This is a genomic window from Paenibacillus sp. 22594 (assembly GCF_052044425.1).
GTDB lineage: Bacteria > Bacillota > Bacilli > Paenibacillales > Paenibacillaceae > Paenibacillus_AQ.
On sequence record NZ_JBQENA010000003.1, the window covers coordinates 430,797 to 455,849 of the forward strand.

The 25,053-nt window shown below is 52.1% G+C and carries 22 protein-coding genes and 1 riboswitch; of the genes, 3 read left to right on the forward strand and 19 right to left on the reverse strand.

Annotation, left to right across the window (positions count from 1 at the left end):
- Positions 1-285, forward strand: a 285-nt coding sequence (locus ACTJKB_RS12610) for a hypothetical protein (RefSeq protein WP_440834356.1), incomplete at its 5' end; no start/stop codon positions are given.
- A gap of 56 nt (positions 286-341) precedes the next feature.
- On the opposite strand, the gene ACTJKB_RS12615 is transcribed toward ACTJKB_RS12610, so the two are convergent.
- From ACTJKB_RS12615 to ACTJKB_RS12705, 19 genes are all read right to left on the reverse strand, one after another.
- Positions 342-1,196 (reverse strand): diguanylate cyclase domain-containing protein, encoded by an 855-nt coding sequence (locus ACTJKB_RS12615; RefSeq protein WP_440834357.1) that lies wholly within the window; start codon positions 1,194-1,196, stop codon positions 342-344.
- Positions 1,186-3,282, reverse strand: coding sequence for a cellulose biosynthesis cyclic di-GMP-binding regulatory protein BcsB (locus ACTJKB_RS12620; protein WP_440834359.1), 2,097 nt, complete (start codon positions 3,280-3,282; stop codon positions 1,186-1,188). The genes ACTJKB_RS12615 and ACTJKB_RS12620 overlap by 11 nt, the downstream gene beginning before the upstream one ends.
- Before the next feature lie 44 nt (positions 3,283-3,326).
- On the reverse strand, positions 3,327-4,577 hold the full coding sequence (locus ACTJKB_RS12625; RefSeq protein ID WP_440834361.1) for a glycosyltransferase family 2 protein: 1,251 nt from the start codon (positions 4,575-4,577) through the stop codon (positions 3,327-3,329).
- Positions 4,578-4,602: 25 nt separating this feature from the next.
- Entirely contained in the window at positions 4,603-6,168 is a 1,566-nt protein-coding gene (locus ACTJKB_RS12630) for a hypothetical protein (protein ID WP_440834362.1), read from the reverse strand.
- On the reverse strand, positions 6,165-7,703 hold the full coding sequence (gene wsfD, locus ACTJKB_RS12635; protein ID WP_440834363.1) for a glycan biosynthesis hexose transferase WsfD: 1,539 nt from the start codon (positions 7,701-7,703) through the stop codon (positions 6,165-6,167). Before wsfD ends, ACTJKB_RS12630 begins: the two co-directional genes overlap by 4 nt.
- Positions 7,704-7,727: 24 nt before the next feature.
- Positions 7,728-8,876, reverse strand: a complete 1,149-nt coding sequence (locus ACTJKB_RS12640; RefSeq protein WP_440834364.1) for a hypothetical protein — start codon at positions 8,874-8,876, stop codon at positions 7,728-7,730.
- 200 nt (positions 8,877-9,076) lie between these two features.
- Entirely contained in the window at positions 9,077-10,090 is a 1,014-nt protein-coding gene (locus ACTJKB_RS12645) for a potassium channel family protein (protein ID WP_440834366.1), read from the reverse strand.
- Positions 10,091-10,094: 4 nt separating this feature from the next.
- Entirely contained in the window at positions 10,095-10,487 is a 393-nt protein-coding gene (locus ACTJKB_RS12650) for a DUF350 domain-containing protein (RefSeq protein WP_440834368.1), read from the reverse strand.
- Complete coding sequence (locus ACTJKB_RS12655; protein WP_440834370.1) at positions 10,484-11,140, reverse strand: signal peptide protein; 657 nt, start codon at positions 11,138-11,140, stop codon at positions 10,484-10,486. Before ACTJKB_RS12655 ends, ACTJKB_RS12650 begins: the two co-directional genes overlap by 4 nt.
- Positions 11,127-12,350 carry a glutathionylspermidine synthase family protein gene (locus tag ACTJKB_RS12660; RefSeq protein ID WP_440834372.1) on the reverse strand — a complete coding sequence of 408 codons (1,224 nt, stop codon included), beginning with the start codon at positions 12,348-12,350 and terminating at the stop codon, positions 11,127-11,129. The genes ACTJKB_RS12655 and ACTJKB_RS12660 overlap by 14 nt, the downstream gene beginning before the upstream one ends.
- A complete protein-coding gene (locus tag ACTJKB_RS12665) occupies positions 12,347-13,033 on the reverse strand; it encodes a hypothetical protein (RefSeq protein WP_440834374.1) in 687 nt (228 codons plus the stop codon). Before ACTJKB_RS12665 ends, ACTJKB_RS12660 begins: the two co-directional genes overlap by 4 nt.
- Before the next feature lie 24 nt (positions 13,034-13,057).
- Complete coding sequence (locus ACTJKB_RS12670; RefSeq protein ID WP_074088466.1) at positions 13,058-13,264, reverse strand: hypothetical protein; 207 nt, start codon at positions 13,262-13,264, stop codon at positions 13,058-13,060.
- 38 nt (positions 13,265-13,302) lie between these two features.
- Positions 13,303-14,652 carry an MFS transporter gene (locus ACTJKB_RS12675; protein WP_440834375.1) on the reverse strand — a complete coding sequence of 450 codons (1,350 nt, stop codon included), beginning with the start codon at positions 14,650-14,652 and terminating at the stop codon, positions 13,303-13,305.
- Positions 14,653-14,734: 82 nt separating this feature from the next.
- Entirely contained in the window at positions 14,735-15,859 is a 1,125-nt protein-coding gene (locus ACTJKB_RS12680) for a response regulator (RefSeq protein WP_440834377.1), read from the reverse strand.
- A gap of 24 nt (positions 15,860-15,883) precedes the next feature.
- Entirely contained in the window at positions 15,884-18,970 is a 3,087-nt protein-coding gene (locus ACTJKB_RS12685; protein ID WP_440834378.1) for an ATP-binding protein, read from the reverse strand.
- A gap of 127 nt (positions 18,971-19,097) precedes the next feature.
- Positions 19,098-20,396 carry a nucleobase:cation symporter-2 family protein gene (locus ACTJKB_RS12690; protein WP_440834380.1) on the reverse strand — a complete coding sequence of 433 codons (1,299 nt, stop codon included), beginning with the start codon at positions 20,394-20,396 and terminating at the stop codon, positions 19,098-19,100.
- The gene (locus ACTJKB_RS12695) at positions 20,390-21,001 is read right to left on the reverse strand and encodes a xanthine phosphoribosyltransferase (protein WP_440834381.1); all 612 of its coding nucleotides are present in this window, start codon (positions 20,999-21,001) and stop codon (positions 20,390-20,392) included. Before ACTJKB_RS12695 ends, ACTJKB_RS12690 begins: the two co-directional genes overlap by 7 nt.
- A gap of 166 nt (positions 21,002-21,167) precedes the next feature.
- Positions 21,168-21,271, reverse strand: a riboswitch (purine riboswitch).
- A 237-nt stretch (positions 21,272-21,508) separates the two neighbouring features.
- Positions 21,509-22,189: an S-layer homology domain-containing protein gene (locus tag ACTJKB_RS12700; protein WP_440834382.1), complete on the reverse strand. Its 681-nt coding sequence runs from the start codon at positions 22,187-22,189 to the stop codon at positions 21,509-21,511.
- 96 nt (positions 22,190-22,285) lie between these two features.
- On the reverse strand, positions 22,286-22,678 hold the full coding sequence (locus ACTJKB_RS12705; RefSeq protein WP_440834384.1) for a winged helix-turn-helix transcriptional regulator: 393 nt from the start codon (positions 22,676-22,678) through the stop codon (positions 22,286-22,288).
- 199 nt (positions 22,679-22,877) lie between these two features.
- Here ACTJKB_RS12705 and ACTJKB_RS12710 point away from each other — a divergent pair, with 199 nt between their 5' ends.
- Both ACTJKB_RS12710 and ACTJKB_RS12715 read left to right on the forward strand, forming a co-directional pair.
- On the forward strand, positions 22,878-24,083 hold the full coding sequence (locus ACTJKB_RS12710) for an MFS transporter (RefSeq protein WP_440834756.1): 1,206 nt from the start codon (positions 22,878-22,880) through the stop codon (positions 24,081-24,083).
- 121 nt (positions 24,084-24,204) lie between these two features.
- Positions 24,205-25,047 (forward strand): aldo/keto reductase, encoded by an 843-nt coding sequence (locus ACTJKB_RS12715; protein ID WP_440834385.1) that lies wholly within the window; start codon positions 24,205-24,207, stop codon positions 25,045-25,047.
- Positions 25,048-25,053: the final 6 nt, after the last annotated feature.

Here is a 25,053-nt window from a genome sequence, read left to right on the forward strand (position 1 = left end):
ACTGCCCAGTGGCTCACCAACAACGGCATTTTTACCGTTCTTGCGGAGCAGACTGCCCGGCGGGACTCCAACAACGGCATTTTTGCCGTTATTGCGGAGCAGACTGTCCGGCGGGACTCCAACAACGGCATTTTTGCCGTTCTTGCAGAGCAGACTGCCCAGTGGCTCACCAACAACGGCATTTTTGCCGTTCTTGCAGAGCAGACTGCCCGGCGGACCTCCAGCAACGGCATTTTTGCCGTTATTGCGGTACACAAGTGCCGTCAAACGTTCCAGACCAATTAGCGATGAGCCACCAGCGTGCTCATCGCTATCTATACATATACGGGCTAGTTTATCGGCTACACATCATACTCCAGCTGCTTCTTGGCCTGAACAATAAAGTCTAACGGATTCTCTATCGTTGCTTCCTCATATTGCACGGCTCCGATTTTCAGCCCCAGATTGACCTTATATTTCTTAGAGAACTCCGTGTCATTCAATTCCTGCAGCTTGAATTTAATCCGTTCGATTACAATCTTGGCCCCTTCGCGGTCCGTGAACAGCAGAAGCCCCCAGGTGGCATCCTCCTTGTCCAGCAGATACAGCGCATCATTGGTGCGGATACTGGATTGACTAAGCTGGGAGACATCATAGATCGCCTCGGATAACTGCTCTTCAGGAATCAGACGGCGGATTTCGCTCCAGTACTTCACCTTGACCACCAACAGGGTCAGCGGAATGCTGTAGCGGGTAGAAATCCCTGTGAACAGACTGGCGTCCTTTTGAAAAGATATCGTGTTGCGCAAATCGGTGTTCTCGTCTACAGTGGCGAGATTAGCCGTTCGTTTCTCCAGCCGTTCGTTCTCGGCCTGCAGCTCCCGGATAGTGGAGGTGAACACCCACAGCATCACCGTAAGCAGCGGAGTCATAACCAGCCAAAAATACGTATTAACGCCAATGGTCTCACCCTCCGACACCGTCTGGTAGAGAACAAAAAAGCCGTATCCGAAGATAAATGCAAGATTAAGGACCAATCCGGCGGTTACGTTGGTGAAATAGGTGACCAGCGCCAGCAGAAAAGCGATATTTAAAATAATAATATTCTGGATGTAATGATCGGGAGAGCCTGCGATAAACACGATACATATGAAGATCAGCACCAGGAATACCAAAAAGGCTATATCGGAAAACAGGCTGCTGCGGTTACGTCTCATGCTTATCACCACGTTTCTTCATATGTTTACGGAGGAGCAGAAGCAGCGACACGATCATAAGCACGACCGCAAGCACGACAGCCACTACGAATCCCAGCACATCGCTGCGGTCTGTAATCTGTGTAATCACGGAGTCCTTGGCTGCTCCGGTAATCGTTTTGAAGCGGTACGCGCTGACGTTGCCGTCTTTGTCGGCGGTGACGCTATCGCCGTATACCTTCCACTTGTCTTTTTCGCTGGCGATCAGCTTGGAGACCAGATAGATATCCTCCGTACTGGCTCCAGTCACCGCCATAAAGCCCCGTCCGCTCTGATAAGGGGACTCCAGCAGCTGCAATGTGCCGATCTCTGCCCCGTATTGCTCATCAATGCTCATCTTCTCATTAGAGATAAACGAGGACCCGTCCTTGCTGTACCGGAAGTACAGCTTGTCATTGTTGTCACGAATGACCTTATTGTCCTTATAGGAGCCGATAGCGATAATATTATTGTCCTTCAGGTTATCCGCACCGACAGTATCGGTGTAATAGTGGATATCTCCTGTATTCCCGCCCGCATATTGGCCCAGCAGATTGAAGACATTCGCCAGGCTCAGGTAGGAGTAGTTATCCATCTTCTGAGGCAGCACAACCGCCACATGGTTGAAGATTTCATCACGCAGGAACGGATAAGGATAATTATTGAACAGCAGATCCGTCCGGTCTTTGGTATTCAGATGCATAGCCGTTTCCTTGCTGATATAGGCCCAAGGCATTTGTCCCGTATTCGGGGTACAGATGGCATTCTGCATCTCCAGGTCGAAGGCCACCGTCACTGAGAAGTTGCCGGAGATATTCAGACTCTGCGGAATCGCCAGATTCAGTGTATCGCCGTTAGCCAGCTCCTTGGTCAGCTTTTTGCTGCCGACTGGAGTATCATTAATGCTCACCGTTACCAGCGAGCGGTCGAAATCCAGATTCTCCGCATAGCGGAAATCCAGGCTGATCTTGCCGGAATCGGCAATCGAGCGGTTCGACGGCAGAGACACGAAATAGGTCTGCTCCTGATGGTTCGGACCGGTCAGCTTGTCGCCGGTTTCAGTAAAGGTCACGTTCGAGCTGATGGCATAAGCCGGAGACGACACATCGGTGGCCTCATCCACGACCTTCGTGTTGCTGCTGATCTGGCTGACGAGCTGCCGGCTGGCAAGGAGCCGTCCGGCCTTGATCAGCAGGCTCTCATCCTTGGAAGTGACCACCAGGGTAGGCCGCGTATCCTTGTTCACCAGTTGGATCAGGGCATGTCCCCCCAAGTCCACGGAAGAATCCAGCTGCTGCTTCAATTCACCAGGTATACGGTCCGCCAGGGCAACCAGAATCACGAGTCCCCTGTCCTTAACCGATTCTCCCCTGTAAGGCAGCAGCGGCAGGGTTGTGCCCGGCAGGGTATTGGCCTTGGCGAAGCCGGATAAGGCGTAGGTGGCTGCTTCCAGCTCGGAGCCGCTGGCATTGTCCGGTACGCTCAGGAGGCTTTGGCCTTTTTTTACATAATCCATACCGGAGAAACGCTTGCTGAAATCGCTGATGCCGCCGCTCAGAGCCTTGGTGGTATAGGATACCGCAACATCGGAGGTATTGAACAGATGCAGCCAGTTATCCGGTGTATTGTCCACGTAGCAGACCTGATTATTCTCCTCCGCTGTCCGCAGATATCCCTGAATGCTTAGCGTATTCACCCCATTCTTCAGGAAGCTCTTAGGTGCGTTAACGGATATACTTTGTTCCCCGTTGTTTTGCAGAGAGGGTCTGAAGGAGTAAAAGGGGCTGCCGTTCAGCGATAGCGTAACACTGGAAATCTGATCCACTGTAATTTGCGAAATCTGAAAATGCAGATTGACCTTCAGGCCCTCGACATTCCAGTAGTCCATTACTGTAAAATACTGCTGTTGCGAGCTTGTTCCCGTAAGTGAACTGTCAGTGCCGGTAAATGCGGTCTCATAGATCAGCTTTTCGCCAACCGGGACCGCTGCAGCTGCAGAAGCCGCCCGGATCGGGATCAGGAAAAGGGAGAGGCAGAACGCCCATATCATCATCTGTTTTTTGTTCATCGTCTTGGTCTCCTGTATCACTGATTTCTTGTCCTGCTGGTGTCTTAGTATCGTTCCGTTTTGTACCACTTGGCTTCCCGTTTGAAGATGACGTCTTTCAGATAGTTGTATAGTCCATAAGCGGCAACGACCATCCACAGCTGGCAGTAGGATACATACATCAGCATAATGATCCACAGGTTGGACAGGCTCATCTCACCTTTTTCTGTCGTGAGTGTGACGAAGATGCCCACTACGAACAGAATCACTGCGAGCAGCCACAGGAAGCTGCTGAGTCCGGCAATGGTAGTATGCACGTAGCCCATCGCATGCAGCACGAGCAGCAGATCGGAGGTGACCAGCGAGATCAGCAGCAGGAAGTAGATGGACAGGTAATACAGAATATCAAAGCGGATTTTGGCTGCCGAACGGTCGAAGAGCAGAGGGATATTTTTGACAATGACATAGATATTGCCCTTGGCCCAGCGCGTGCGCTGCTTGAACCAGACCTTCACCGTCTGCGGTTCCTGCTCCCAGGTGACCGATTTGGGCTGGAATTTGATCCGGTAGCCCATCATATAAATGCGGAAGCTGATCTCCGTATCCTCAGCGATTGCTTTGACATCCCAGCCGCCAATGCTCTCCACAATCGACCTGCGCATAATGAAGTTGGTGCCGGGGATCGTGCACAGCTTGAACAGCTTCCAGCGCCCGGCCTGGGCCATCCATTGAAAGGACAGCGTCTCAATATTAATAAACCGGGTGAGCAGGCTTGCATTGCGGTTGCGGGTCCGGAATTTGCCGATCACCGCGCCCAGCGTGGCATCATTCATGATTTCGGCGACAAGATACCTCAGTGCGGGCCGCTCCGGCGTATTATCTGCATCATAGATAGCGATCAATTCGCCTCTGCTGCGGGTGAAGCCGATGTTCAGCGCATTGGACTTCCCTTTGCCGCCCGTGACCGCATCCGTGTTGATAATGATCAGATTACGTTCCGGGAGACGGCTCTGAATATGGCCCAGCAGTTCGGCACTGTTGTCGGAAGAATTGTCATTAATCACAATAATCTCGTACCGGTCATGCGGGTAATCCAGCGCCAGCAGGGATTCGACGGTTTTGCTGATGACAACACCTTCGTTGTGGGCCGGCACCATAATCGTAACGAAAGGATACTCGCCCTTAATCTCAGGAACATCTTCATTTTCAGTTGCAATGTAATACAGATAGCCCGCTATAAATAGAGCCACGTTGACCAGCAGCAGGGACCAGATGCAGATCACCGCAATTACCATAAGCACATCTGAGATCGTCATGTTGTTCTCCTACATCCTGTTTTCGTTATTTCAAAAATTTTCTCCGGTAGAGCTTGTACCCGACAGTCAACAAACCTCCGAACAGCAGCAACGCGACTATAATCACTACAATAAAAAATTTGCTCTGCACACTGAATAGCTTGGTGAAGCTCCGGACCTGCGCTTCTTTGTATTGGTAGTCATTGTTTACGGCCTCCGCGGCATAACCGATATTCAGGGGGGAGCCATTCACCGACACCACTCCATCTGCGGAGACGACCGTATTCTTATCCGTAACCGTCTGGTGCGCCCCCTGCTTGTAATCGGCAAAAGAGATCCACCCCTCTTCCAGCGTCTGCAGCAGCTCGTCAAGTCCGGCCTCATTCTCCGGAAGGTCTGCGGTGACTGCCGTATTGAGCGGCAACTGTGGCACCGCTTTGGCGGTGTGGCTCAGCCCTTGCAGGAAGCCCGGCGATAGACTATAGAGAGAAGATGCAAACACCCTGGATACATTCGTCCGTTCCATATGCAGGACATTCTCATCCGGGAACAGCACTGTGGAATCAAAAAATCCCATCCCTGCTTCCGCGTACTCCTTGTCATAGGTCCAGTATAGATCAGCCCCGACACCCAGCGGCGCAATGCCGCTCTTAACCAGTAAATCTATGAACCCGCCCATCTTCTCCCCGAGCGAATGGTCGATGCTGTTGATCGACGGCATGATCACTGGCGCATTCACCAGGATGCTGCCATTCTTCGCCTGAACTACCTTCAGCGCCTCCAGATAACGCAACATCGCCGGAAAATCGGTATTGCTGAACACCGGACGGATGCTTGCGATAAATGGAATGCCTGCCTTGTACAGACGATCCGCCGCCTCTTCCAGCAGTGTGAGATCTGAAAACGGATAAATCTCTTTCAGCACAAGATAAGTCTGCGGAGCAGCTTTGCTCCCCAGCCATTCCTTCAGTACATAAGCCATCCCTACTACGCTGGCATTGCCCTGCTCCAGGTAAGGCACATACGTGTAACTCCCGGCGGTTACCGCATACGGCAGCTTGCGGCCGCTGTTCTTCAGGGTAAAGCTTCCATACGTACGCTCTGCCTTTACGGCTGCAATGTAAGGCATATCTCTTACCTGAAGATTGGGGCCGCTCCATTGACCGACCGTAAGATCGGCTAGATCTTCATCCACAATTCCTGTCTTCAACTGGAGCACCTGCAGCAGTCTTGCAGGCGGATGATAGCCGACATGCAGTGTCTGTCCCTGGTAGTGCTCTGCATCCTCAAGATAAGCCCGGTTGGCAGATGTAAGATCTGCCGCATTGATGACGGTGATAACCCGGGGGAAATCGTCTAGCATCCCCTGCTCGTAACGGTCCAGGCTGAGGAGGGTCACTTCACTTCCAAAGGCCGACAACAGCCGCTGCAGCTCACTGACATTGCCTTCCCGGGCGGTTCCTTTGCCCAGACTGTCATACAGAAGCAGCACCTTCTGGGGAGCGTAAGCTCCCTGCATGGCCTCGGCATAGGCCGGCGGCGCGGCAGACAGAAGTGTAAGCACAGCAATGATCAGCGGCAGCAGCAGGCTGGTAATCCTCTGTCGGTTCAAGCGCTCACACCCTCCTGTACTTCAGGGTATTGTCCTGCCGTACTAGCTGTGCGCTGGCGGCCAGGGGATACCTTCCGCCCAATCACGCTTGAAGTCAGCATGAAGCTGACCAGATCAAAGGATAGAGTGAACAGAAATTCATGCTTCGAAATATCGGCATCCCCTGCTCCGATAATGGAGACAAATATCCCTGACAGGCCAACCGCCATGCTGGCCAGAATCAGCACCATCCGCTGCAAGCCCCTCATATCCCTGGCTCTGACAGCCTTCACACAAGAAGGCGCATAGAGGCCTATGACCACCGCCATCCAGAGCAGGATGAACCCGAAGGTTTTGGGGGCAAGCTTCTGCTTAATCAGACTATAGGCCGTGAAGAAATGGCTCTGGGCCCGGAAGGCCTTGCCTGCCGATTCTTCATAATTCCCCATCGCCGCAGGCTTGATGGAGAAAGCGCTCCGCGCCGCCACATTCAGGATGGAGCTGAGCTGATCGGGATGCGTGAGATAGTTTTTGAGAATGGAGCCGAAGCCGTAGCGGCTGTAGAAATCCTTTTGCAGAATCGGCGAATTCACATCTACCGTTCCATACTGCTCGTAATAGATGCTGCCCTTCAGAATGGCGTATTGTTCATCAATCCCAAACGATTTCAGCGTCGTTTCCGGATTGGAGGATTCCTTCAGTACGCCCCGGGTCATGGCATGATATTGGTTGATATTGACGAATTCTTTGGAAATGTTCAGGTAGGTGGCAATGCCGGCACACATCAGCAGCGCCATGGATACAAGCGTCAGACTGCGGAACAGGCGGTCCCGCCGGACCCAGGCCAGCGAAATTCCGAGCACAGCAATAATCATACCCACTGGAGCATTCTGCTGCTTGGAGGTCGTCAGAATAATGCTGCTGAGGACGAACAGGCCAAGAAGAGCGTAGTCATTGTATCTTTTGCGGTAGATCAGCAGCCAGGAGGCAAAGACGAAGATCATCATGATCATGACGACACTTTCACTGTAAAAGGAGTTGAAATAAGCGGTATACCCGGTATCACCAAATACAAAAACAGCAAGAACAGCAATAATCATGCCTTGCTTGCGGGACATTTTGCAGGTAACCGCCTCTATTAATAGATAGACCGCAGCAACATAGAGGACCGTATAAATAGCCGCCTGAAAGCGGATGTCGAATACAGTGCTGCTGAACATCAGCTTATTCAGCCCTATAGCCAGCTTAATGAACAAGGACTGTGAAGAATCCAGCGTAGCACCATTCTCGTTATAATATTGATAGATTCCATAATGTTTGATGAAATAGCCAAAATACTTGCTGTCATAGTCAGGCAAGCTGAAGTAGAGGCCGTTGCTGTAGATATTCCGGAAAAAGTCTCCATTGTCGGCCATTCCTAAATAGGGAGCTGTAAACAGAGCTATAACTGTAACCAGTAATACTCCGAAGGCTGCTACAAGAGCGGGAGAAACCCGCCGTCCGGTAAGCATCATATGCTGCCGCAGCGTTGTTTTTACCAGGTTGTCATCGATCATGCGGGTCACCTTCGTTACTGTGGTTTAGAGTGAATAAGAATAAGCGAGCAAAGCCATAAGATTGTCAAAAGAATACGCCTGTCCGGTATCTGTATTGCCGAATCCGCCGAACAGTGGACTGTTCGTCTCCTGCACCTGAAATTCGTTCATTCGCGAAATTCCCGACTGGTAGAGTGCATCGTCTCCGGCCACTGCGCCAATCATAGCCGCCAGAGCATAAATCGCGGTGGACCTTATCTCATTCAGCGGCTTCCCGTCTCGGGAGTATTGCCCGTAAAGCGTTCCTGCCTCGACTTGTTCCTTGATATAGCGGATACTCGCGGCCTTCTGCCGGCCCGTCTCCGCCAAATGCAGAATACTCAGGAGGGATTCCACCGTATTGATATTCTCCGAGCTGTAAACTCCTGTACCATAATCGAATCTCGTCTCATAGAATGGGAACGTATCCGAGAGGTAGCCCTCCTCCAGAATCCCATCCATGTTATGCAATAATATACCTCTTAATTCGTTAGAAATCGACATTTTTCGCAATGTGCCTAAATCAATATAACACAATGTTATGAAGCCATTTGTAGTTTTGTAAATTCTGTCATAAAAATCGTACATATATCCTTCTTTTACATTATTCTCATAGAAGCGCTGGCTGTATTTATCCGCTTGCTTTGTATAAGCCGGCTCGTCAAAGATCTCACCCGCCTCATATAGGGCACCAATTAGACGAAGGTCATCGACAGCTGCATTCACAGGATACAGCTTCTGCTGTTTGGGGCTGTAGCGATAGCTGAAGCCGCCCTCCATATCAAAGGTTTGCTCGGCCAATGCCCACTGGCTGGCAAATTGCTCCTTGTCGCCGGCAAGCACGGCTGCTCTCATTAAAAGGGAAGCCGATTCGCTTAGCACCTCATGACCGGTAGCCGCTTCACCGGATTCATCGGTTCCCAGCAAATTGGTATATATACCGTAAGGACCGGTAAGCTGCTTCGCAATAAATGTGCTCAACTCTTGCCTTTCTTCACGGTTATCGATACCCCGGGCTATGGGCGGCGGGGAAGGAGCTGCGGTCATCATCTCACTAACTGTGGCGGTGGGTTCGGTGGCTGGTTCGCCGCCGCTGCAGGAAGCCAGCAGCAGAGAGAGTAGAAGCGCGGTGGCTGCGCTGAGTTTTCGGGTCAATCCATCACATCCTCGAGGGAGAAGACATCTGTTATCTATATAATATAACGGTAATATAAGTCACATAATTAACTATGTAATTGATCATTATGTGTCTAATTCAATAAAAGATTCAATTTTCAATAAGAAAGAGCTGCACGAAGGTTCTGATGGACCTGTGCAGCTCTTTTTCTGATGAAATATAGATAGATATCGTCCTGCTAGCCTTTGATCTGACGGTAGGTTTCCTCGTCTGACACGATATAGAGTCTGGCTTCCTGCGGGATCGGCTGATCCAGCTTGCGGTTGATGCCAAGGTCCCCCCGGTCGGACAGCAGCGTCGCTCCCTGAAGGAGCAGCGCCTGAAACGCATCGCCGTAGGTACGCCAAGCGGCATCCCGGGGAATTTCATAGATATCATCACCATGCTCCCGGCTAAGCAGTTGGGTAATCACCTCGGGATTCCCTTCCTGCAGCGCTGAGCGGACAGCTAGTCTTGAAATGGCATCGTGCGAAAGCACGAATTCATTGACATGGACATGGCGGAAGTTCTGGATGTTCTTTTCCTGCATGATCTCAACAGTGGTATGTACCTGCGGAGCAATCCGTTCAATACTGGAGGCGATCAGCAGGGTTTTGCCATCCGTCAAAGAGGCCTCATCGATCCGCGTATCCCCGAATATGATCGCTGCCCTGGCTCCATGAATATTCGCCTTCTGCAGGATATCATCGCTGGAAGGGTCACCGCTGATGAAATGGACATGCTCCAGATGCTGCAGCGGATGCTGACCGCTCTCGTCGATGATGACGATCCGGCAGTCCGGCGAATAGCAGAGAATCTCATCCACGGCAGCCTGCGTTTTGCGGTTCCAATTGATCAGTACCACATGGTCTTTCCCATGAAAGCTCAAGGTTCCGGCTCCTCTCCTTCTTTGCAGTTCCCCCATGGCATCAATAATCTTCCCGATCACCAAACTGAGCAGCCCAATGCCGAAAATATACAGAAACATGGTAAACAGCTTCCCCGTCACCGATTTGGCAAAAAAGTCGCCATAACCTACGGTGGACATCGTCGTCATGACCCAATAAAAGGCATTAAACCAGTTATGGAAAGTTCCTGGCTCCAGTAAAAAGGCAATCGTTGCACTCATCACAATAAAAGCCAGGATGATCAGCCCAATGGACTTTTTCCTTAGACGCATCAGCCTTCCTGAGAGACGCAGTAGAAAATGCATCGGCTTAAATGATCAGACTGCTGACGGCGAACGCCGTTCCGACGAAAACCAGGCACAGCATCAAGCCTACAGCGACATTCCCCTTTTGCAGATGATCGGATATTTTGAAGCCCGGTGTGAACAGCTCGAAGATCCAGTATGCAGCGATCAGGCAGACATATCCAACCGCGAACCAGAGCATCATGAACCAGATCGAGGTATTCGTATACGCGGCCACGCCCAGAATAATTGCCGTGGCCAGAAACTTACCGCCGAGCGCCAGAGCAACAGCTACGTTGCCTTTTTTCAATTCTTCCATGTCCTTGAACGGAGTCATCAGGCTGAACACTACCATCCCGAGCACCTGCAGCAGAATAATTGTCAACACGCTGACAATCAGGTTAATCACAATCGTCAATTTGCCCACCCCCGAAATTTTGCGTAGGCCGAATCATAATCGGCGAAATCATGCACTTCCTCCAGTACAACAGAGGCTTTCTTTTGTTTCTCCAGCGCAGTATAGCGCTTGTCATCGATCGGCTGCTTGATCCGGTTGCCCGAAGGCAGCTCAACCACAGCAAAATTTCTGGTCTTATCCTTGTATTTGGTTTTGTATACACCCACAAGATCCACATCCGTTGTAATGGACACCTTCAGGCGGGCCAAATCTTCTGCGGCCGACTTCTGGTCGGCATACGACTTAATCGTAGCCCAGGAAGACAGGCGGATATCGTTCTTCTGATCGGCATCCGTTACCAGCTCAGCATCCATGAACTGCAAGGTCCATATCTTGTCGCCGGTGGCAAAATTGCCGTCGTTCGGAAGCAGCTCATTGTCCGGCAACACAGTCATGTCGCTACCGATCAGATCTCCAACCGTGCCTTCAACCACCCTGTAGTCCCAGGGGACGCGTGATACACTGTCCGTTGTCTCCGTATCGGTATGAAACACACTGTTCGCGTTGCCCGAGCATGCGCTCAGCAGCAGTACTGCCATCAGCAGCATGCCAAGCAATGTTCCCGAATGGAGCCTGTGGTATCCCCCATTCCGGCGACTTCTATCCTTGTTCATCTTCAAGCCCCCTCACTCCTAGCGCGATAAAATGACTGGCATTCCCTGTAATCGGTCCACCCGCGCGGCCCAATAGCCCGCAAGGCACGCCGTTGATCACGAACATGCCGGTGAGCAGGTGAAACTCCCCCTCAGGGGTCTGAATGCGGGCCAGCTCCGCCCGCTTCTGGTAAACCGTCGGAAACAGCACGCTACTGTCGAAGCCGTCTTCATCGGCAAGCTCCAGCGATCCGCTGTCATCGAAAATCCGTACCGAGCCGCCTTCACGACCGAAGACGGACTTGGATACAAAGCTGCCGGAGAATACAGGCTTGTTGTAGGTTGGCAGGATATAGCTGGCTATCGCCTGACGCTCCTCCTCGCTGAAGAGAAGGCCCAGCTCATACATCCCCCACACGGCGGCAATCAGTCCTTTGGACTGCAGCAGGATGCTGTGCGGACCGTTGAACAGCTGAAGCTGCCCGCTCTCGATGGCGTAGGCCAGTGCCTCGCCGCCATCATCCACCGCCATCCACTCCTTGGGATAGAGAGCGAACATCCGCTTGATGACCCGGTCCTCCGCATCTCTGACTGTCCCTTCATCGATCCACAAATCCAGGCAGTCGACACAGCGGATATCCAGACCGCTGTGCGCAACAAGCGCCTCAATGGTGCCGGAATCCTCCTGATGTGTTCCATAAGCAACACAAGCCGCCGTATCCGGCTGCTCGATACCCCAGGCAGCAGCCAGGCGATCCTTCATGCCCGTGTTCGGGCTCGACACTCCGGCCTTCCCGCAAATCCAGGGTGTAGCGATGGAAGCTTCCACATACCCGGTTGGCGTATCGGCGTTCAGTTCCAGCAGCTTGATCGTACCGTCGCCGGCTATGGCAAAATCGAATCTGGCATAGCGGCTGATCAGCCCCGGCTCCGGCAGCGGAGTGTCGTCCAGCATCTGCCAGAGGACAGGCGGAATGCCCAGCAATTCATATAAATCATGCCGCTGGTGGACATAACGGACGGCCTTGTCGAGGATACTCCAGAGCATAACTGAGGCTTCCTCCAGTTCCCTGTAGGTCTCGCCCCGCATCACGGCAACCGCATCCAGCCAGTATTCTTCATCCTCCAGGTCCGCCCAGGTGAACCCGAGCCCGTGCAGCTCTTCTACACGCGGAGCCCGTTCCAGCCCCGAGTGGTCGATATACTCAAAGACGCTCTCTGCCGGGCTCATCCGCCGAAACCGCTCTTGCCTGAGCTCTTGCCGGAGCTGGACTTTGACGAGGAGCTGGACTTGCTGCCTGAGCTCAGACCGCTGGATTTGCCTCCGACTCCGCCGGCCTTGCTTGAAGTGTTTCTTCTCGTGATCGAACCGGTAGACGAGGTAGAGGTCCGCGGTTTAACCACGGAGCCGGGCACCGGCTTGTTCTGAAAGCTGCCGCTGTTATAGCTGGGTGCCTTGTAGACCGTCCGTGTGCCGCCATAATAGGTCGGGCGGCTATTGTACCAGCCTCTTGAAGAATAGAAGGAGCCGCTGTTGAACAGCATGTGGTACAGCAGCAGATCATCCCAGCCAAAGCCGGAGTTATAGCCGCCGTAATTGTTGATGACCGTTGTACCGCCCGAAGTGACTACTCCTTGGTCCTCCTGCAGCACCTCTCCAGCATTCTCTTCCGGGTAAGGGATATTCCAGTCTACATTCTTGTCAAAATAAGCTTTGACCTCCTCGGTAGACCACGAAACCAGTGTGGGCTCATCTGCAGAGCTGCTCCCGGCTGCGCCTACGCCCCCTGGAATAAATAGAGCATTGGCCAGCAACGCGATACCCAGCGACGTGGACAATACCCGGATCGGTTTGCCGTCCGGGGTGAATAATCTGGAAGCCACCGGCTCTTTTTCTTGTTCATCCTTTGCCAATTTGAGACCCTCCCTCTCCTGACATTATTCTTCCGTACGCATGGGGACAAGTAGTAATTCGAGCTTGCCCTGATCCACATTCAGCCGTCCTTCTACGGCTTCGTACTCCCGGCTGCCGACTACAATATAATTGACATGCTCCAGAGCCGTAATCATATTCATGCTCCAGGTCCGCTCCTCAATGATTCGCAGTTCGCCATCCGGCATCTTTTCAAACAGAATGACATTCATTCCCTGATCCAATTTTTCCTCATCCTTCCTGAACACTATTATGCTTCTGATACGTCGTTAGCACCATTTCGTTTCAACTCGGGCCGGCAGGATCGTCTATAGAAGAGAACCAGGCCCAGAGAGCACAGACTCACCGCAAGCAGAAGGCCATAGACATGCTTGTAAGCGCTCGATGGCACCCCTTCCCGCTGGGCATGAAGCAGCAATCCGCAGACGGCAACAGAGACCGATCCTCCGAAGAATTGGATCAGTTGCAGAAGCCCCATCCCCGATCCGATCCAGGTGCGCGGCAGGATACCGGAGGCTTCATTGTTCAAGGACGCCATGGTTGCTGAAAAAGCCGGCGAGAAGCATAGGTACCCGAACAAGAGCACGAACGGTGACGCGGACAGGCTCAGGGCAAAGGTCGCCATAACGGCGGCAAGCACACCATGGCCGATGAGCAGAAAACGCAGATTTCCGTACCGGTCGATCCAGCGGCCGACAAAACGGGTCAGAAACGCCGACAAAATCGCGCCCGGTGCAATAAATAGGCCAATCATCAGCGCCGATTGATGGAACACGTTGGCCAGAGCAAGCGGCATCAAGAATAAATTACCCAAATTCAGCACCAAAATGCTGAAGCCAATGGCTGTGAGCTTCAAATACCCTGACATCCGGAGCAGTTCGGGATTAATAAAGGAGTTCCGGGCTTGGCGGAGATGGACAGCGTGAATCCCGAATGAGACTACACTTACTGCAAGCCATATGTAGGACTTACTGGTTACGGCTACGAGCAGGCTTCCGGCATTGATAACCGTAAGTGCCGCTCCGTACAGGTCAAACGCCGCCGCCTTAGGCTGTTCCTTGGGCAGCAAATAGAGCAGCACCGGCAAGACAAGCAGCACTAGACAAGTAATGCCAAACAATCCGTTCCAGCCGAAATATTGGCTGATCAGACCGCCAGCAATCGGACCCAGCCCGAAAGCCATGGCACTTCCTATAGAGATCATGGCGATGGCGGCACCTCTCCTGGCGAGCGGCACATACCGGCTGGCGAGGACCAGCCCCAGACCCGCCATGACGCCGGCACCGGCGGATTGCAGAATCCGGGTAATCAGCAGAACATTGAAGCTGTGCGCAAACAATCCGGTGACCGAAGCCAGGCCCAGCGTTGTCAGACCAATGGTCAGCAGCTTGCGGATGGGCACCAGATCAGACAATCTGCTGTAGATCACTGTCGACAAGGCATAGCCAATGGAATAGCCCGAGATTACCCACGAGCCGAGATCAGCTGAAATGTGCAGATCCTGAATAATGGTGGGCAGTGACACATTGAACATAGTAGTGTTCATAACAACAATGAAAAGGCAGAAGGTCCACAGCGGCATTACGACTTTGTCATTCATGCTTGACTCCATCCCTATCGATATATAAATCTGTTACAACCCCATTAAATTCTATGCTCTAGACCTATAATTGGCAATATCTTCATAGAACTCTCTGAACCCAGCTGTCCATGACACTGTTCGGATGGATACCAAGCTCGCTGTGCAATAGCGCCTTGTAGCTCTCGTAGTGTTTCCTTAATCCGATAAAATCACCCAGATCAGCATAGCTCCGCAGAATCAGCCGGCAGATATCTTCCGAATACGGGTCTACCACCTGCAAGGACAGCAGCCGGGACAGAGAAGTGCTCGGTCTGGCCGTATTCAGTTCATACTCGGCCGAACAAAGCGCCATCTGGAGATAGGCGGTTTGGAGCTCTTTACGCCTGGGCTCCGCCCAATCGTAATGATGTTCGCCCAGATAATCTCCCCGGTATAGAGCCAGCACCCGTTCCCGGTTAACCCACTCCTGATCCGTCTCGATGGGGGTTCCCCGCCAGCCCAGCATAAAGTCTTCCACATCAAAGGATACCTCTTCATAAGTGAGACGGTACCGCTCCTGAGAGAACTCTACCAGCACGTTCAGACCCCAGATTTTCAGCAGCTTGCGAATATGGTATACCGTTGTGTGCAGATTGGTAACCGCCTTTTCCGGTTGGAACGCCGGCCATACCAGATCAACAATGGTATCCTTGAGGATCCATTGCCCCCTATGGTGGAGCAGCAGTGCGAACACCTCCTGCGCTTTGCTCGTACGCCACTGGAGCTTTCGTCCCAGTTCGCCGCTGTCCAGAAATTCCAGCCGTTTGAAGCACAGAATAGAGAGGCTCCGGTTGTCAGCGGAGGTTTCCTCTACTACCCTGGACTGCTTTTCACGGCTGTCCAGCCTCTCCAGTGTTTTGCTTAAGCGTTGGGTGGTTACCGGCTTCAACAAATAATCCACAGCGTTCTGCTCAAAAGCCTCAATGGCATACTCGGTATATGCTGTGATATAGACGATTTGGATGCCGCGGTCGAGGGCTGCAATATGCTCCGCCGCCTCAAGCCCATTCATTTCCGGCATTCCGATATCCAGAAATACAACGTCCGCTTTGTCTTGCTGCAGATGCTGCAGACCCAGCCTTGCCGAGGTATACTTTCCGCTGATTTTCAGCCGCCCATCCTTGGTCAGCAATCGTTCAAGATGCTGAAGCGCTGGTTTCTCGTCGTCGATCAATATTGCCTTCATGAGTCTAAAATCACCTCTGGTTTCCTAATGTTCTTGGGATGCGTTCGCTAGCGGTATAGTATAAGAGATGGTTGTCCCCTGACCGGGTACACTTATAACGGTCAAGCCTGTTCCATACATCTTGAGCAGCCGCCGCTGAATGTTCCGCAGGCCGATTCCGCCTTCGGTACGCTCTTCCGACAGAACAGCGGCGATTCTTTCCTGGGACATCCCAATACCATTATCCGTTACAGAAACGAGCAGCTGCCGGGGAAGCTCACGGATGGACAAGGTCACGGTTCCGCCGGACTCTTTTTGCATCAGTCCGTGGTTTACGGCATTCTCCACAATCGGCTGTATGCTGAGCGGCGGCACCAGCCCCATGATATCTTGCGGCACATCGAAAACGATGTTCAGGCGTTCATCGAAGCGCGCTTTCTCCAGTGCCAAATAAGACCTGACCAGCTCCAGCTCTTTTTGAATTAGCACGGTCTGTCCACGGTTCTGAAAGTCGAAGCTGCGGCGCAGATACTGGCTGAGCTCCAGCAGAAGCTCCGTTGCCATCTCGGGATCGTCAGGGCACACTGAGATAATCGCGTTCAAGGCATTGTACAGAAAATGAGGCTTGATCTGCGCCTGCAAAAAGGCGATTTCCGTCTGTACTGAAGTGCGGATGGATTTGCGCATATCCAGCAGGGTACGTACACGCGCCCTGAATTCATGAAGGTCCACCGGTATAGTGAGATAATCATTGGCGCCAGCCTCAAAGGCGGCCAGGATATCCTCCGGATGATTGCTGGCCATAAGCACCAGTATGGGCAGCTCAGATAGGACAAACCGTTCACGAATTGCCTTACTGAACACCACACCCGGCATTTCCGGCAAAATCCAGTTGGTAATAATCAAGTCCAGTTCGGGATAGTCCTGCATGTTCAAGAGCGCCTCGGGCCCGCTCTCCGCTATGATGACGGTATGCTCCTCCAGACGCAGTGCATTAGCCAGCACCTGCCGGTTCACGGGATCGTTCTCCACAATCAAAATGAAACAGCATTCGCCTGCCATGGACGGATCGGAACGATTCACCGTCATATCCGCTGCCGACGCTGTCTCCCAAACAGTGAGCTCATGGGGAGCCTGACCCGTAAAGGCCGTTTCCCCCTTTAGGACCGGCAGCGTAAGGGTAAAAGCGGAGCCTTGTCCGGGTACAGACTGCGCTTCAATCCTTCCGCCATTCAGCTCCACCAGTTTCTGGGTAAGGCTAAGACCCAGACCAAAATCATGGTAGGTTTTTTTTGCAGCCTTCGCTGTGGGATCATAGTTTCCAAAGAGGGTCCGCAGACGCTCAGGCGAAATTCCCTGACCGGTATCTGCTACGGTGACGGCAATATACTCTTCTTTAACCTCAGCAGAGAGTGTTATCACACCTTTATAAGTTAGATTAACAGCATTTTCCAATAAATTAAATAGTATCTGGGCAAGCCGCTGCTCATCGGTCTGAAGCATCGGCAGCCGCTCCGGCAGTTCCAGCCTGAACGTCAATCCCCTTCTCGCGTTTACAAGGCTGGTTACCTCCATGACGGAGGATGCCACCATGCGAAGATCTACTGCCTGCCGCTTCAGAAACAAATCCCCGTTGTTCAGCTTGGCGAAGTCCGACATATCATTGATTAATGAAGTCAGCCGTTTCCCTGTTGAGACAATCATGGACAGTTGCCCCTCTTGCTGCGGGTTTAACGCTCCTTCGGCACCCTCAGTCAGGGTCTGGGCGATATTTACGATGCTCTGCAGTGGCTTACGCAGCTCATAAGAGGTGTCAGCCATGAAATCATCCTTCAGTCCATCCAGTGTCACCAAACGGCGGGAGAGCTGTTCTACCTCAAGAAAAGAAGACTTATATTGCCGGGTCATCACTATCGCCTGTACGAACCCGAACAGAGCAATTTCGTAGGAAATTACCGAATAGCTGAGCGACAGAGAGATTAAGCTGAGCAGATAATACACGATCACCACGCTGAGACTCTCGATGCTGACCATCATCAGGAACCTGTTTTCCGGGTTTTGCTTGGTGCCTTTAACCATGACAAACAGCACAAAGCTGATGCTGATTGTCCCCCAGGTAAGCAGCATGGGCTCCATGAAGCTGAAATAGTAAGCAGGTACAACTAACGCAATAATCATCAGCAGGGATGTAATCAGCTTAGAGGCTCTCATCACAACCTGCGGCATTGGATAGTTGATGGAATGGCAAACATACCGGAGAAGGTAATAGTAAACTAGTGAGGACGAGATAAGCTGCAGCTTTAACACCACTTCATATGGGAGGCCGGGCAGGCCGGCAGCAATCAGCTTTTCTCCATGGGTCAGAGTGAACACAAACGCCGCCAGACAGAACAAGCCCAGATATAGCATAATCCCCCGGCCTTGCCTGACCCTGGAGAACATCAGCAGAAATACGGATAAGATCAAAAAGCTGAACAGTGTAGCGCCGTCCGCAAACAGCGCAAATTCCCGGTGCTTCAGAATCGAAACCTGGTCCCCGATGACAATCGGCTGGACAATTCCACCCGAAGAATAGCTATAGTTCGCCACCTGGACTATAATCTCCAGCCTCTCCCCTGTCACAGCAGCAAAACCCATATAAGGAATGTTATTCTGTCTTCCAGAGGAGACCGAGTCAGAAGGGATGCCACTGCTTCCAATCTCATGGCCGTTCAGAAATACTCTGCTGGCCGTACGGATATTGCTTGTTCTAAGACCGTACACCACAGCTTCCCCCGGCTTAATCCAAGCTTGCATCCGGTATGTAGCGTAGCCTTTAGCGGTACTTTTACCGCTCTCAGAAATAGAAAGGTTCCATTTGTCAGGAACGTTGATCATTGTAGAAACAACAGGCTGGGCAGCCCTCTCAGGCAGGAAGTCACCGGGGCCAAGCAGCGTATTGCGATAGAACTCCCACTCCCCGTTAAGCTTGACCACACCATCCTCTTCAAAGTTCCAATCCCGCAGATCCATGACCCCATGGCGCAATACCGGCTTATTCTGTGAATGCGTAACCAGTTGAAAGACCGAGAACAGCGGAAGGATAAGGACCAGCAGCAGGCTGCCCGTGATACTAAGCCGGTATTTCTTCATGTTCTCCCCCCTTCCATTCGGGATAAATTATACCTTGGAACACTTTAGTGTTTAAAGTAAAAAAGCCGATTCCATTATATTTCGGAATCGGCAGACAATCTTTTTAGAATTGAGAACTTGGAATATTTTACTTTACCTCAGGTGCTGCGGCAGCCTGGGCTGCGCTCTCTTGCGTTTTGGACAGGAAGATATTCAGAATAATGGCAGTCAATGAGCCGGAAACAATCCCATTCTGGAGCAGCATTCTAGCGAATTCAGGAAGCTGGTCGAACATGGATGGCAGAACTGCCGAGCCCAGGCCCACAGCAATACTGCACGCAGCAATCAAGAGATTCCCGTCCTTACGCAAATCGACTTCGGAGAGGATGGACATCCCGGACGCGGCCACCGAGCCGAACATAACAATCATAGCCCCGCCGAGCACCGCATTCGGCACGACGGTGGTCAACGCCGCCAGCTTCGGAAGCAGTCCAAGGACGACCATAATCCCGCCGGCTGCAAAAATAACATTTCGCGTCTTGACGCGGGTCAGTGACAAAAGGCCCACGTTCTGGGAAAACGCCGTATACGGGAAGGCATTGAACAGGCCGCCCAGCATGATGGCCAGGCCTTCGGAGCGCAGACCGTTTACGACTTGCTTTTGCTCCACTTGCTGGTCTATGGCTTTGCCTACGGCGAAATACACGCCAGTCGATTCAACCATGGACACGATGTTGACAATAATCATCGTTAAGATTGCGGTAATGCTGAATTCAGGCCATCCAAAATAGAACGGGCGGGCAATGCTGACCCATGATGCGCTGCCCACAGTGGAGAAGTGAACGAGACCCATGGCATAGCCGATCACGGTTCCGGCCACGAGTCCGGCCAAGACTGATACCGATCGAAGGAAGCCTGTCGTGAACCGGTTCACTGCCAGAATTACCAGCAGTGTAATTAGGCCAAGCAGCAGATTACGGGGCGCTCCAAAATCAGCGCTGCCCTGACCACCCGCCACATTATTCATAGCAACGGGAATCAGCGATAAGCCAATGATTGTTACCACAGAACCGGTAACTACTGTCGGGAAGAACTTCAACAGCTTCCCGTATATAGGGGCTGCCAGAACGACGAACAGCCCTGAGATGATGATCGCTCCATAGGCTGTTGCCAGGTTAGAACCGGAAGCAATAGCAATGATCGGGCTTACCGCCGTAAAGGTACAGCCCAGCACTACCGGAAGTCCGCTGCCGAAATGCTTGCTGCTGATAATCTGGAGCAGTGTAGCCAGCCCGCAAGTGAAAAGATCCGCGGCGATCAGGTAGGCCATTTGCGTTCCACTAAGATTCAGCGCCCCTCCGACAACAAGCGGCACAATGACAGCTCCGGCATACATCGCCAGCACATGCTGCAGTCCCAAGGCAAATATTTTCTGTTTGCTTAACATCCTGCACTCTCCTTAATGATTTCTTCTGTATGGTGATCTATGAAATGGATTTCCCCAGGAGACATCGACGAGATTCTCGCCAAAGAATGAACAGTAATGCCCCGTTCTTCAAGCAGGCTGCGCCCTTCCTGGAAGCTTTTCTCGATTACACAGCCCACACCCAGCAGCTCCGCTCCCGATTCGTTCACAATATCCGCCAGCCCCACAAGCGCCGCACCCGTAGCCAGAAAGTCATCGACAATCAGCACCTTATCATCCGGACCCAGGTATTTCTGCGAAATGCTGATCCGGTAATCCTCATGCCTTGTGAAGGAATGGACCGGGGCCGAATAGACCTCCGCAGACTGGGTAACGACTTTATTTTTCTTGGCATACACGAACGGAACCCCCAGCGCAATTCCCGTTGCCATGGCGAACTGGATGCCGCTGGCTTCAACGGTCAGCACCTTAGTAACCGGCTGGTCTCCGAAGATTCGCCCGAACTCCTCGCCAATTCGCAGCACCAGCTGCGTGTCCACCTGATGATTCAGAAACGAGTCCACCTTAAGCACCGTATCCGACAAAATGAGGCCTTCCTGCCTAATGCGTTCTTCTAGTATTTTCATATTGCAGCCAACCTCTCCTTGTATAAAAAAAGACAGATCCCCTTGAGCGCTTCTCTCAAGTGAATCTGTCCGTCTGGGTTTTTGTCCCTTAGTGGTGTAACACATACATGTGTCCGCATCGCTTGGACCAGCTTCTTTTATGCCATGGCACAAAAAAACGGAACCCTAGATGCGCTATATCACTCATAGTCGGATAATTGCAGTGGTTATCCGGTAGAAACTTATGGGCCCTATTCCCAAGATTATATGAGTTGTTCTTATTTTTTTAAAACCTTCGTATATCTTACACGCTCTACTACGTTCCGTACAAGTGAAATTTCAAGTATTTTCATGAATATTCCCGGTCTTTCATAGGAGTTTCATTTTTGTTCAAATATCGGGGATTCCCTGCCCTATCATCGCTGTATATTCTGCGGCAGCTGCCTGTATACAGCAGCAAAAACCGCAAGCTCCCTATCATGGGGCTTGCGGTTTTTACTGTTGACGTACTGACAGGCGGTAACCGCCTTACTCCGGGAGGCCACCGGCCGGAGCCGGATGAGCATCAATATATTTCAATGCATTATAGATCATCTCAGCCGCTTCGGCGCGGGTAATGCCGGCAGAAGGATGGAATTTGCCGGTACTGTCCAGACTAGCAATCTTCAGCGCCAGCGCGCGTTGAATGGAGCCGTCAAAGCCGTTGGTGAATTCCGTCTGGTCTGCAATGTCTACCGGCATGATTTTAATCATCGGAAGATTACTGTGCTTCTCAATCGTCAGAATCAGCTGATGGGTGAACTCCTCACGGGTCCAGTTCTTCGCAGGATTGAGATCAGGAGATAAACCAATGTCGTTGTTAGCTGCAATAATAAGTGCATTTGCATACCAGGCATCGTTGTGGGCATTAGCGAAATAGTCGGTAGCCTGGGGCGCCTTCACGAAATTGAGCAGATCAATATTCAAACCAAAGGCGTTAACGAACATCTGAATTCCCTGGGCCGCTGTAATTGTCGCATTCGGCATGAATTGCGTATCGCTTACGCCGTGGATCACGCCTCGCTGCTGCAATTCGGCGATTTTATCCTTGGCCGGTGTGCTGGAGAGATCCTGGAACATCGCAGCTGCGGCGAAGCTCTGTCCGGCAAAAGTCAAAGTCAGTACGGCTGCTGCCGATAATGTGATTTTCTTCAATGTATTTTTCTTCATTCGGGTCACCTCTTAGTTGGATTTGCAAGCCTCCATTGGCTTCTTCTTCCTTCCAGACGGATCATCTGCTAAAAGGTTGCAGCCGCCCCTTTTCTTTTACTCTACAACAGCTGTGTGAGCTTCTGTCTTCTTATGGTTCAGTACATTGTCCTCCAGCACAGTGAATTTATCCCCATACTCCTTGATGATGTGCTGCTCTCCCCAGGCGCATAAGGAATCCAGAATGGACCGCAGCGTCCGCCCGTAATCGCTCAGCTCATATTCCACCTTCGGCGGTACCTGGTTGTAGCTGATGCGGTTCACTATGCCGTCCTGCTCCAGTTCTCTAAGCTGCTGGGTCAGCATTTTCTGTGTAATGTTCGGCATATGACGCTTCAAATCGCTGGTCCGCATTTTACCATGCGTCAGATGGCAGAGGATAACACACTTCCACTTCCCTCCGATCACCTCGAGTGTAGCTTCAACCGATATATTATATTTTTTGGCCATGATCAGCCCTCCTGAGAGTTTGTTAGCATTACTTTACTGAACAGCTTCGTACAAACTGGCTTCGGAAGCATTCGCTAAGTTTGGTCTATAGTTACTTTTTGGTACCTATATTACTAAAAAGTACGTACTACCCTTAATCGCTATGGTAATTCATAATAGCACTTACCGGCCGGTGATTACCATAGTAGGAGTGAATATCATGTCCCTGGATCGAAAAAGAAGCACTCTCGCACTGCTGGCTCTAGCCATTAGCGCTTTCGCAATTGGAACAACCGAGTTTATCAGTGTCGGGCTGCTGCCCCTCATCGCTGATGACCTGCATATATCCGTGACGACAGCCGGATTAACCGTAACACTGTACGCACTGGGCGTAACCTTCGGTGCGCCGGTGCTGACCTCACTGACCACAGCCGTCTCCCGCAAAACCCTGCTGCTGGCGCTGATGCTGCTCTTCATTGCCGGCAACAGCCTGGCGGCCACTGCAGGCGGTATTACCGTTCTGCTGGTAGCCCGGGTCATTTCCGCGCTGTCGCACGGCCTGTTCATGTCCATCGCCTCTACGATCGCTGCCGATCTGGTGACCGAGGACCGCAGGGCAAGCGCCATCTCCATCATGTTCACCGGGCTTACGGTAGCGACCGTAACCGGAGTGCCGCTGGGCACATTCCTCGGGCAGCAGCTCGGCTGGCGGGCCGCCTTTATCGCCATTGCCGCAGTTGGCATTGCCGCGCTGATTGCCAACCTGATTCTTATTCCTTCCGGACTGCGCAGGGGCACGCGAACCCCGCTGCGGGACCAGGTCAAGCTGGTGACGAACGGACGGCTGCTGCTGGCTTTTGCCATAACAGCTCTTGGCTACGGCGGCACCTTCGTCGTCTTCACCTATCTATCCCCTCTGCTGCATGAGATCAGCGGCTTTCAGGAACAGACGGTTGCCGTCATTCTCCTTGTCTACGGTATAGCCATTGCCATCGGCAATATCATAGGAGGGAAAGCAGCCAACCGCAAGCCGATGAACGCTTTGTTCTATATGTTTGCCTTTCAGGCAGTGGTCCTGCTGGTGCTTACCTTTACTGCTCCTTTTAAGGCTGCTGCCCTCATCACCATTTTCTTCATGGGACTGCTCGCCTTCATGAATGTGCCCGGGCTGCAGGTCTTTGTGGTGATGCTGGCCGACCGGTATGCCCCAAGCGCCCGGGATGTTGCTTCGGCCGTTAATATTGCCGCGTTCAATGCAGGAATCGCCATTGGGGCCTATCTTGGAGGGCTCGTCACGGATCATATCGGACTGATTCATACCGCATGGGTCGGGTCCCTCATGGTGTTCGGCGCGGTCATTCTTACCGCTTGGAGCCGTGCTCTGGAGAGCAGGGATGAGCGTAAGCTTCTGAGCAAGGCAGCCTAATTGCTTGAGTACCTGACTGCTACTGCCACTCACCTTAATTCGGCTTATAGCCAATCAGCTCACTGTAGATTAGAGAGATCATCCGTACTCATACTATATCCATTCAGGAGGTTTTTTCATTATGGCACAGCATTTACAGGATACGACCCGCTTGCACAGCGGAATGAATATGCCCTGGCTCGGGCTGGGAGTTTTTCAAGTGGAGGAAGGGGCAGAACTGGTTCAGGCAGTGAAATCAGCCATTGCCCACGGCTATCGGAGCGTGGATACCGCTGCCGTCTATCAGAATGAGGGGGGCGTGGGTCAGGCTATTGCGGAGGCTCTGGCTGAGAACAAGCTAGCCCGCGAAGACCTGTTCATCACATCCAAGGTGTGGAACGCCGATCTCGGGTATGAAGCCACGCTTGCCGCCTACGAGGCTAGTCTAGAGAAGCTGGGGCTGGACTATCTCGATCTGTATCTGATTCATTGGCCGGTGAAGGGCAGATACAAGGAGGCCTGGAGAGCGCTCGAAACCTTGTATAAGACAGGACGGGTCAAAGCCATAGGGGTCAGCAACTTCCAGATTCATCATCTGGAGGATGTGCTCAAGGATGCGGAGATCAAACCGATGGTCAATCAGGTGGAGCTGCATCCCTACTTGTCCCAGCAGGCACTGCGCAGCTTCTGCAAGGAGCAGGATATCCAGATTGAAGCCTGGTCACCCCTGATGCAGGGGCAATTGCTGGATCAGCCTGTACTTGCGGAGATCGCCGCAGCTCACGGCAAATCTGTAGCCCAAGTGATTCTGCGCTGGGATCTGCAGCACGGGATTGTTACCATTCCGAAATCCACCAAGGCGCACCGGATAACCGAGAATGCCTCCGTGTTCGATTTCGAATTGAGCATCGGAGACATGGACCGGATTGACCAGCTTAACCGGGATCAGCGGATTGGCCCTGATCCAGACCATTTTGACTTTTAATTCGAA

Coding starts and splice junctions, on each gene's coding strand:
- ACTJKB_RS12615 (WP_440834357.1), bottom strand. CDS start 1,196: ATGAGACGTAACCGCAGCAGCCTGTTTTCCGATATAGCCTTTTTGGTA.
- ACTJKB_RS12620 (WP_440834359.1), bottom strand. CDS start 3,282: ATGAACAAAAAACAGATGATGATATGGGCGTTCTGCCTCTCCCTTTTC.
- ACTJKB_RS12625 (WP_440834361.1), bottom strand. CDS start 4,577: ATGACGATCTCAGATGTGCTTATGGTAATTGCGGTGATCTGCATCTGG.
- wsfD (WP_440834363.1), bottom strand. CDS start 7,703: ATGATCGATGACAACCTGGTAAAAACAACGCTGCGGCAGCATATGATG.
- ACTJKB_RS12645 (WP_440834366.1), bottom strand. CDS start 10,090: ATGCATTTTCTACTGCGTCTCTCAGGAAGGCTGATGCGTCTAAGGAAA.
- ACTJKB_RS12655 (WP_440834370.1), bottom strand. CDS start 11,140: ATGAACAAGGATAGAAGTCGCCGGAATGGGGGATACCACAGGCTCCAT.
- ACTJKB_RS12660 (WP_440834372.1), bottom strand. CDS start 12,350: ATGAGCCCGGCAGAGAGCGTCTTTGAGTATATCGACCACTCGGGGCTG.
- ACTJKB_RS12670 (WP_074088466.1), bottom strand. CDS start 13,264: ATGAATGTCATTCTGTTTGAAAAGATGCCGGATGGCGAACTGCGAATC.
- ACTJKB_RS12675 (WP_440834375.1), bottom strand. CDS start 14,652: ATGAATGACAAAGTCGTAATGCCGCTGTGGACCTTCTGCCTTTTCATT.
- ACTJKB_RS12680 (WP_440834377.1), bottom strand. CDS start 15,859: ATGAAGGCAATATTGATCGACGACGAGAAACCAGCGCTTCAGCATCTT.
- ACTJKB_RS12685 (WP_440834378.1), bottom strand. CDS start 18,970: ATGAAGAAATACCGGCTTAGTATCACGGGCAGCCTGCTGCTGGTCCTT.
- ACTJKB_RS12690 (WP_440834380.1), bottom strand. CDS start 20,396: ATGTTAAGCAAACAGAAAATATTTGCCTTGGGACTGCAGCATGTGCTG.
- ACTJKB_RS12695 (WP_440834381.1), bottom strand. CDS start 21,001: ATGAAAATACTAGAAGAACGCATTAGGCAGGAAGGCCTCATTTTGTCG.
- ACTJKB_RS12700 (WP_440834382.1), bottom strand. CDS start 22,189: ATGAAGAAAAATACATTGAAGAAAATCACATTATCGGCAGCAGCCGTA.
- ACTJKB_RS12705 (WP_440834384.1), bottom strand. CDS start 22,678: ATGGCCAAAAAATATAATATATCGGTTGAAGCTACACTCGAGGTGATC.
- ACTJKB_RS12710 (WP_440834756.1), top strand. CDS start 22,878: ATGTCCCTGGATCGAAAAAGAAGCACTCTCGCACTGCTGGCTCTAGCC.
- ACTJKB_RS12715 (WP_440834385.1), top strand. CDS start 24,205: ATGGCACAGCATTTACAGGATACGACCCGCTTGCACAGCGGAATGAAT.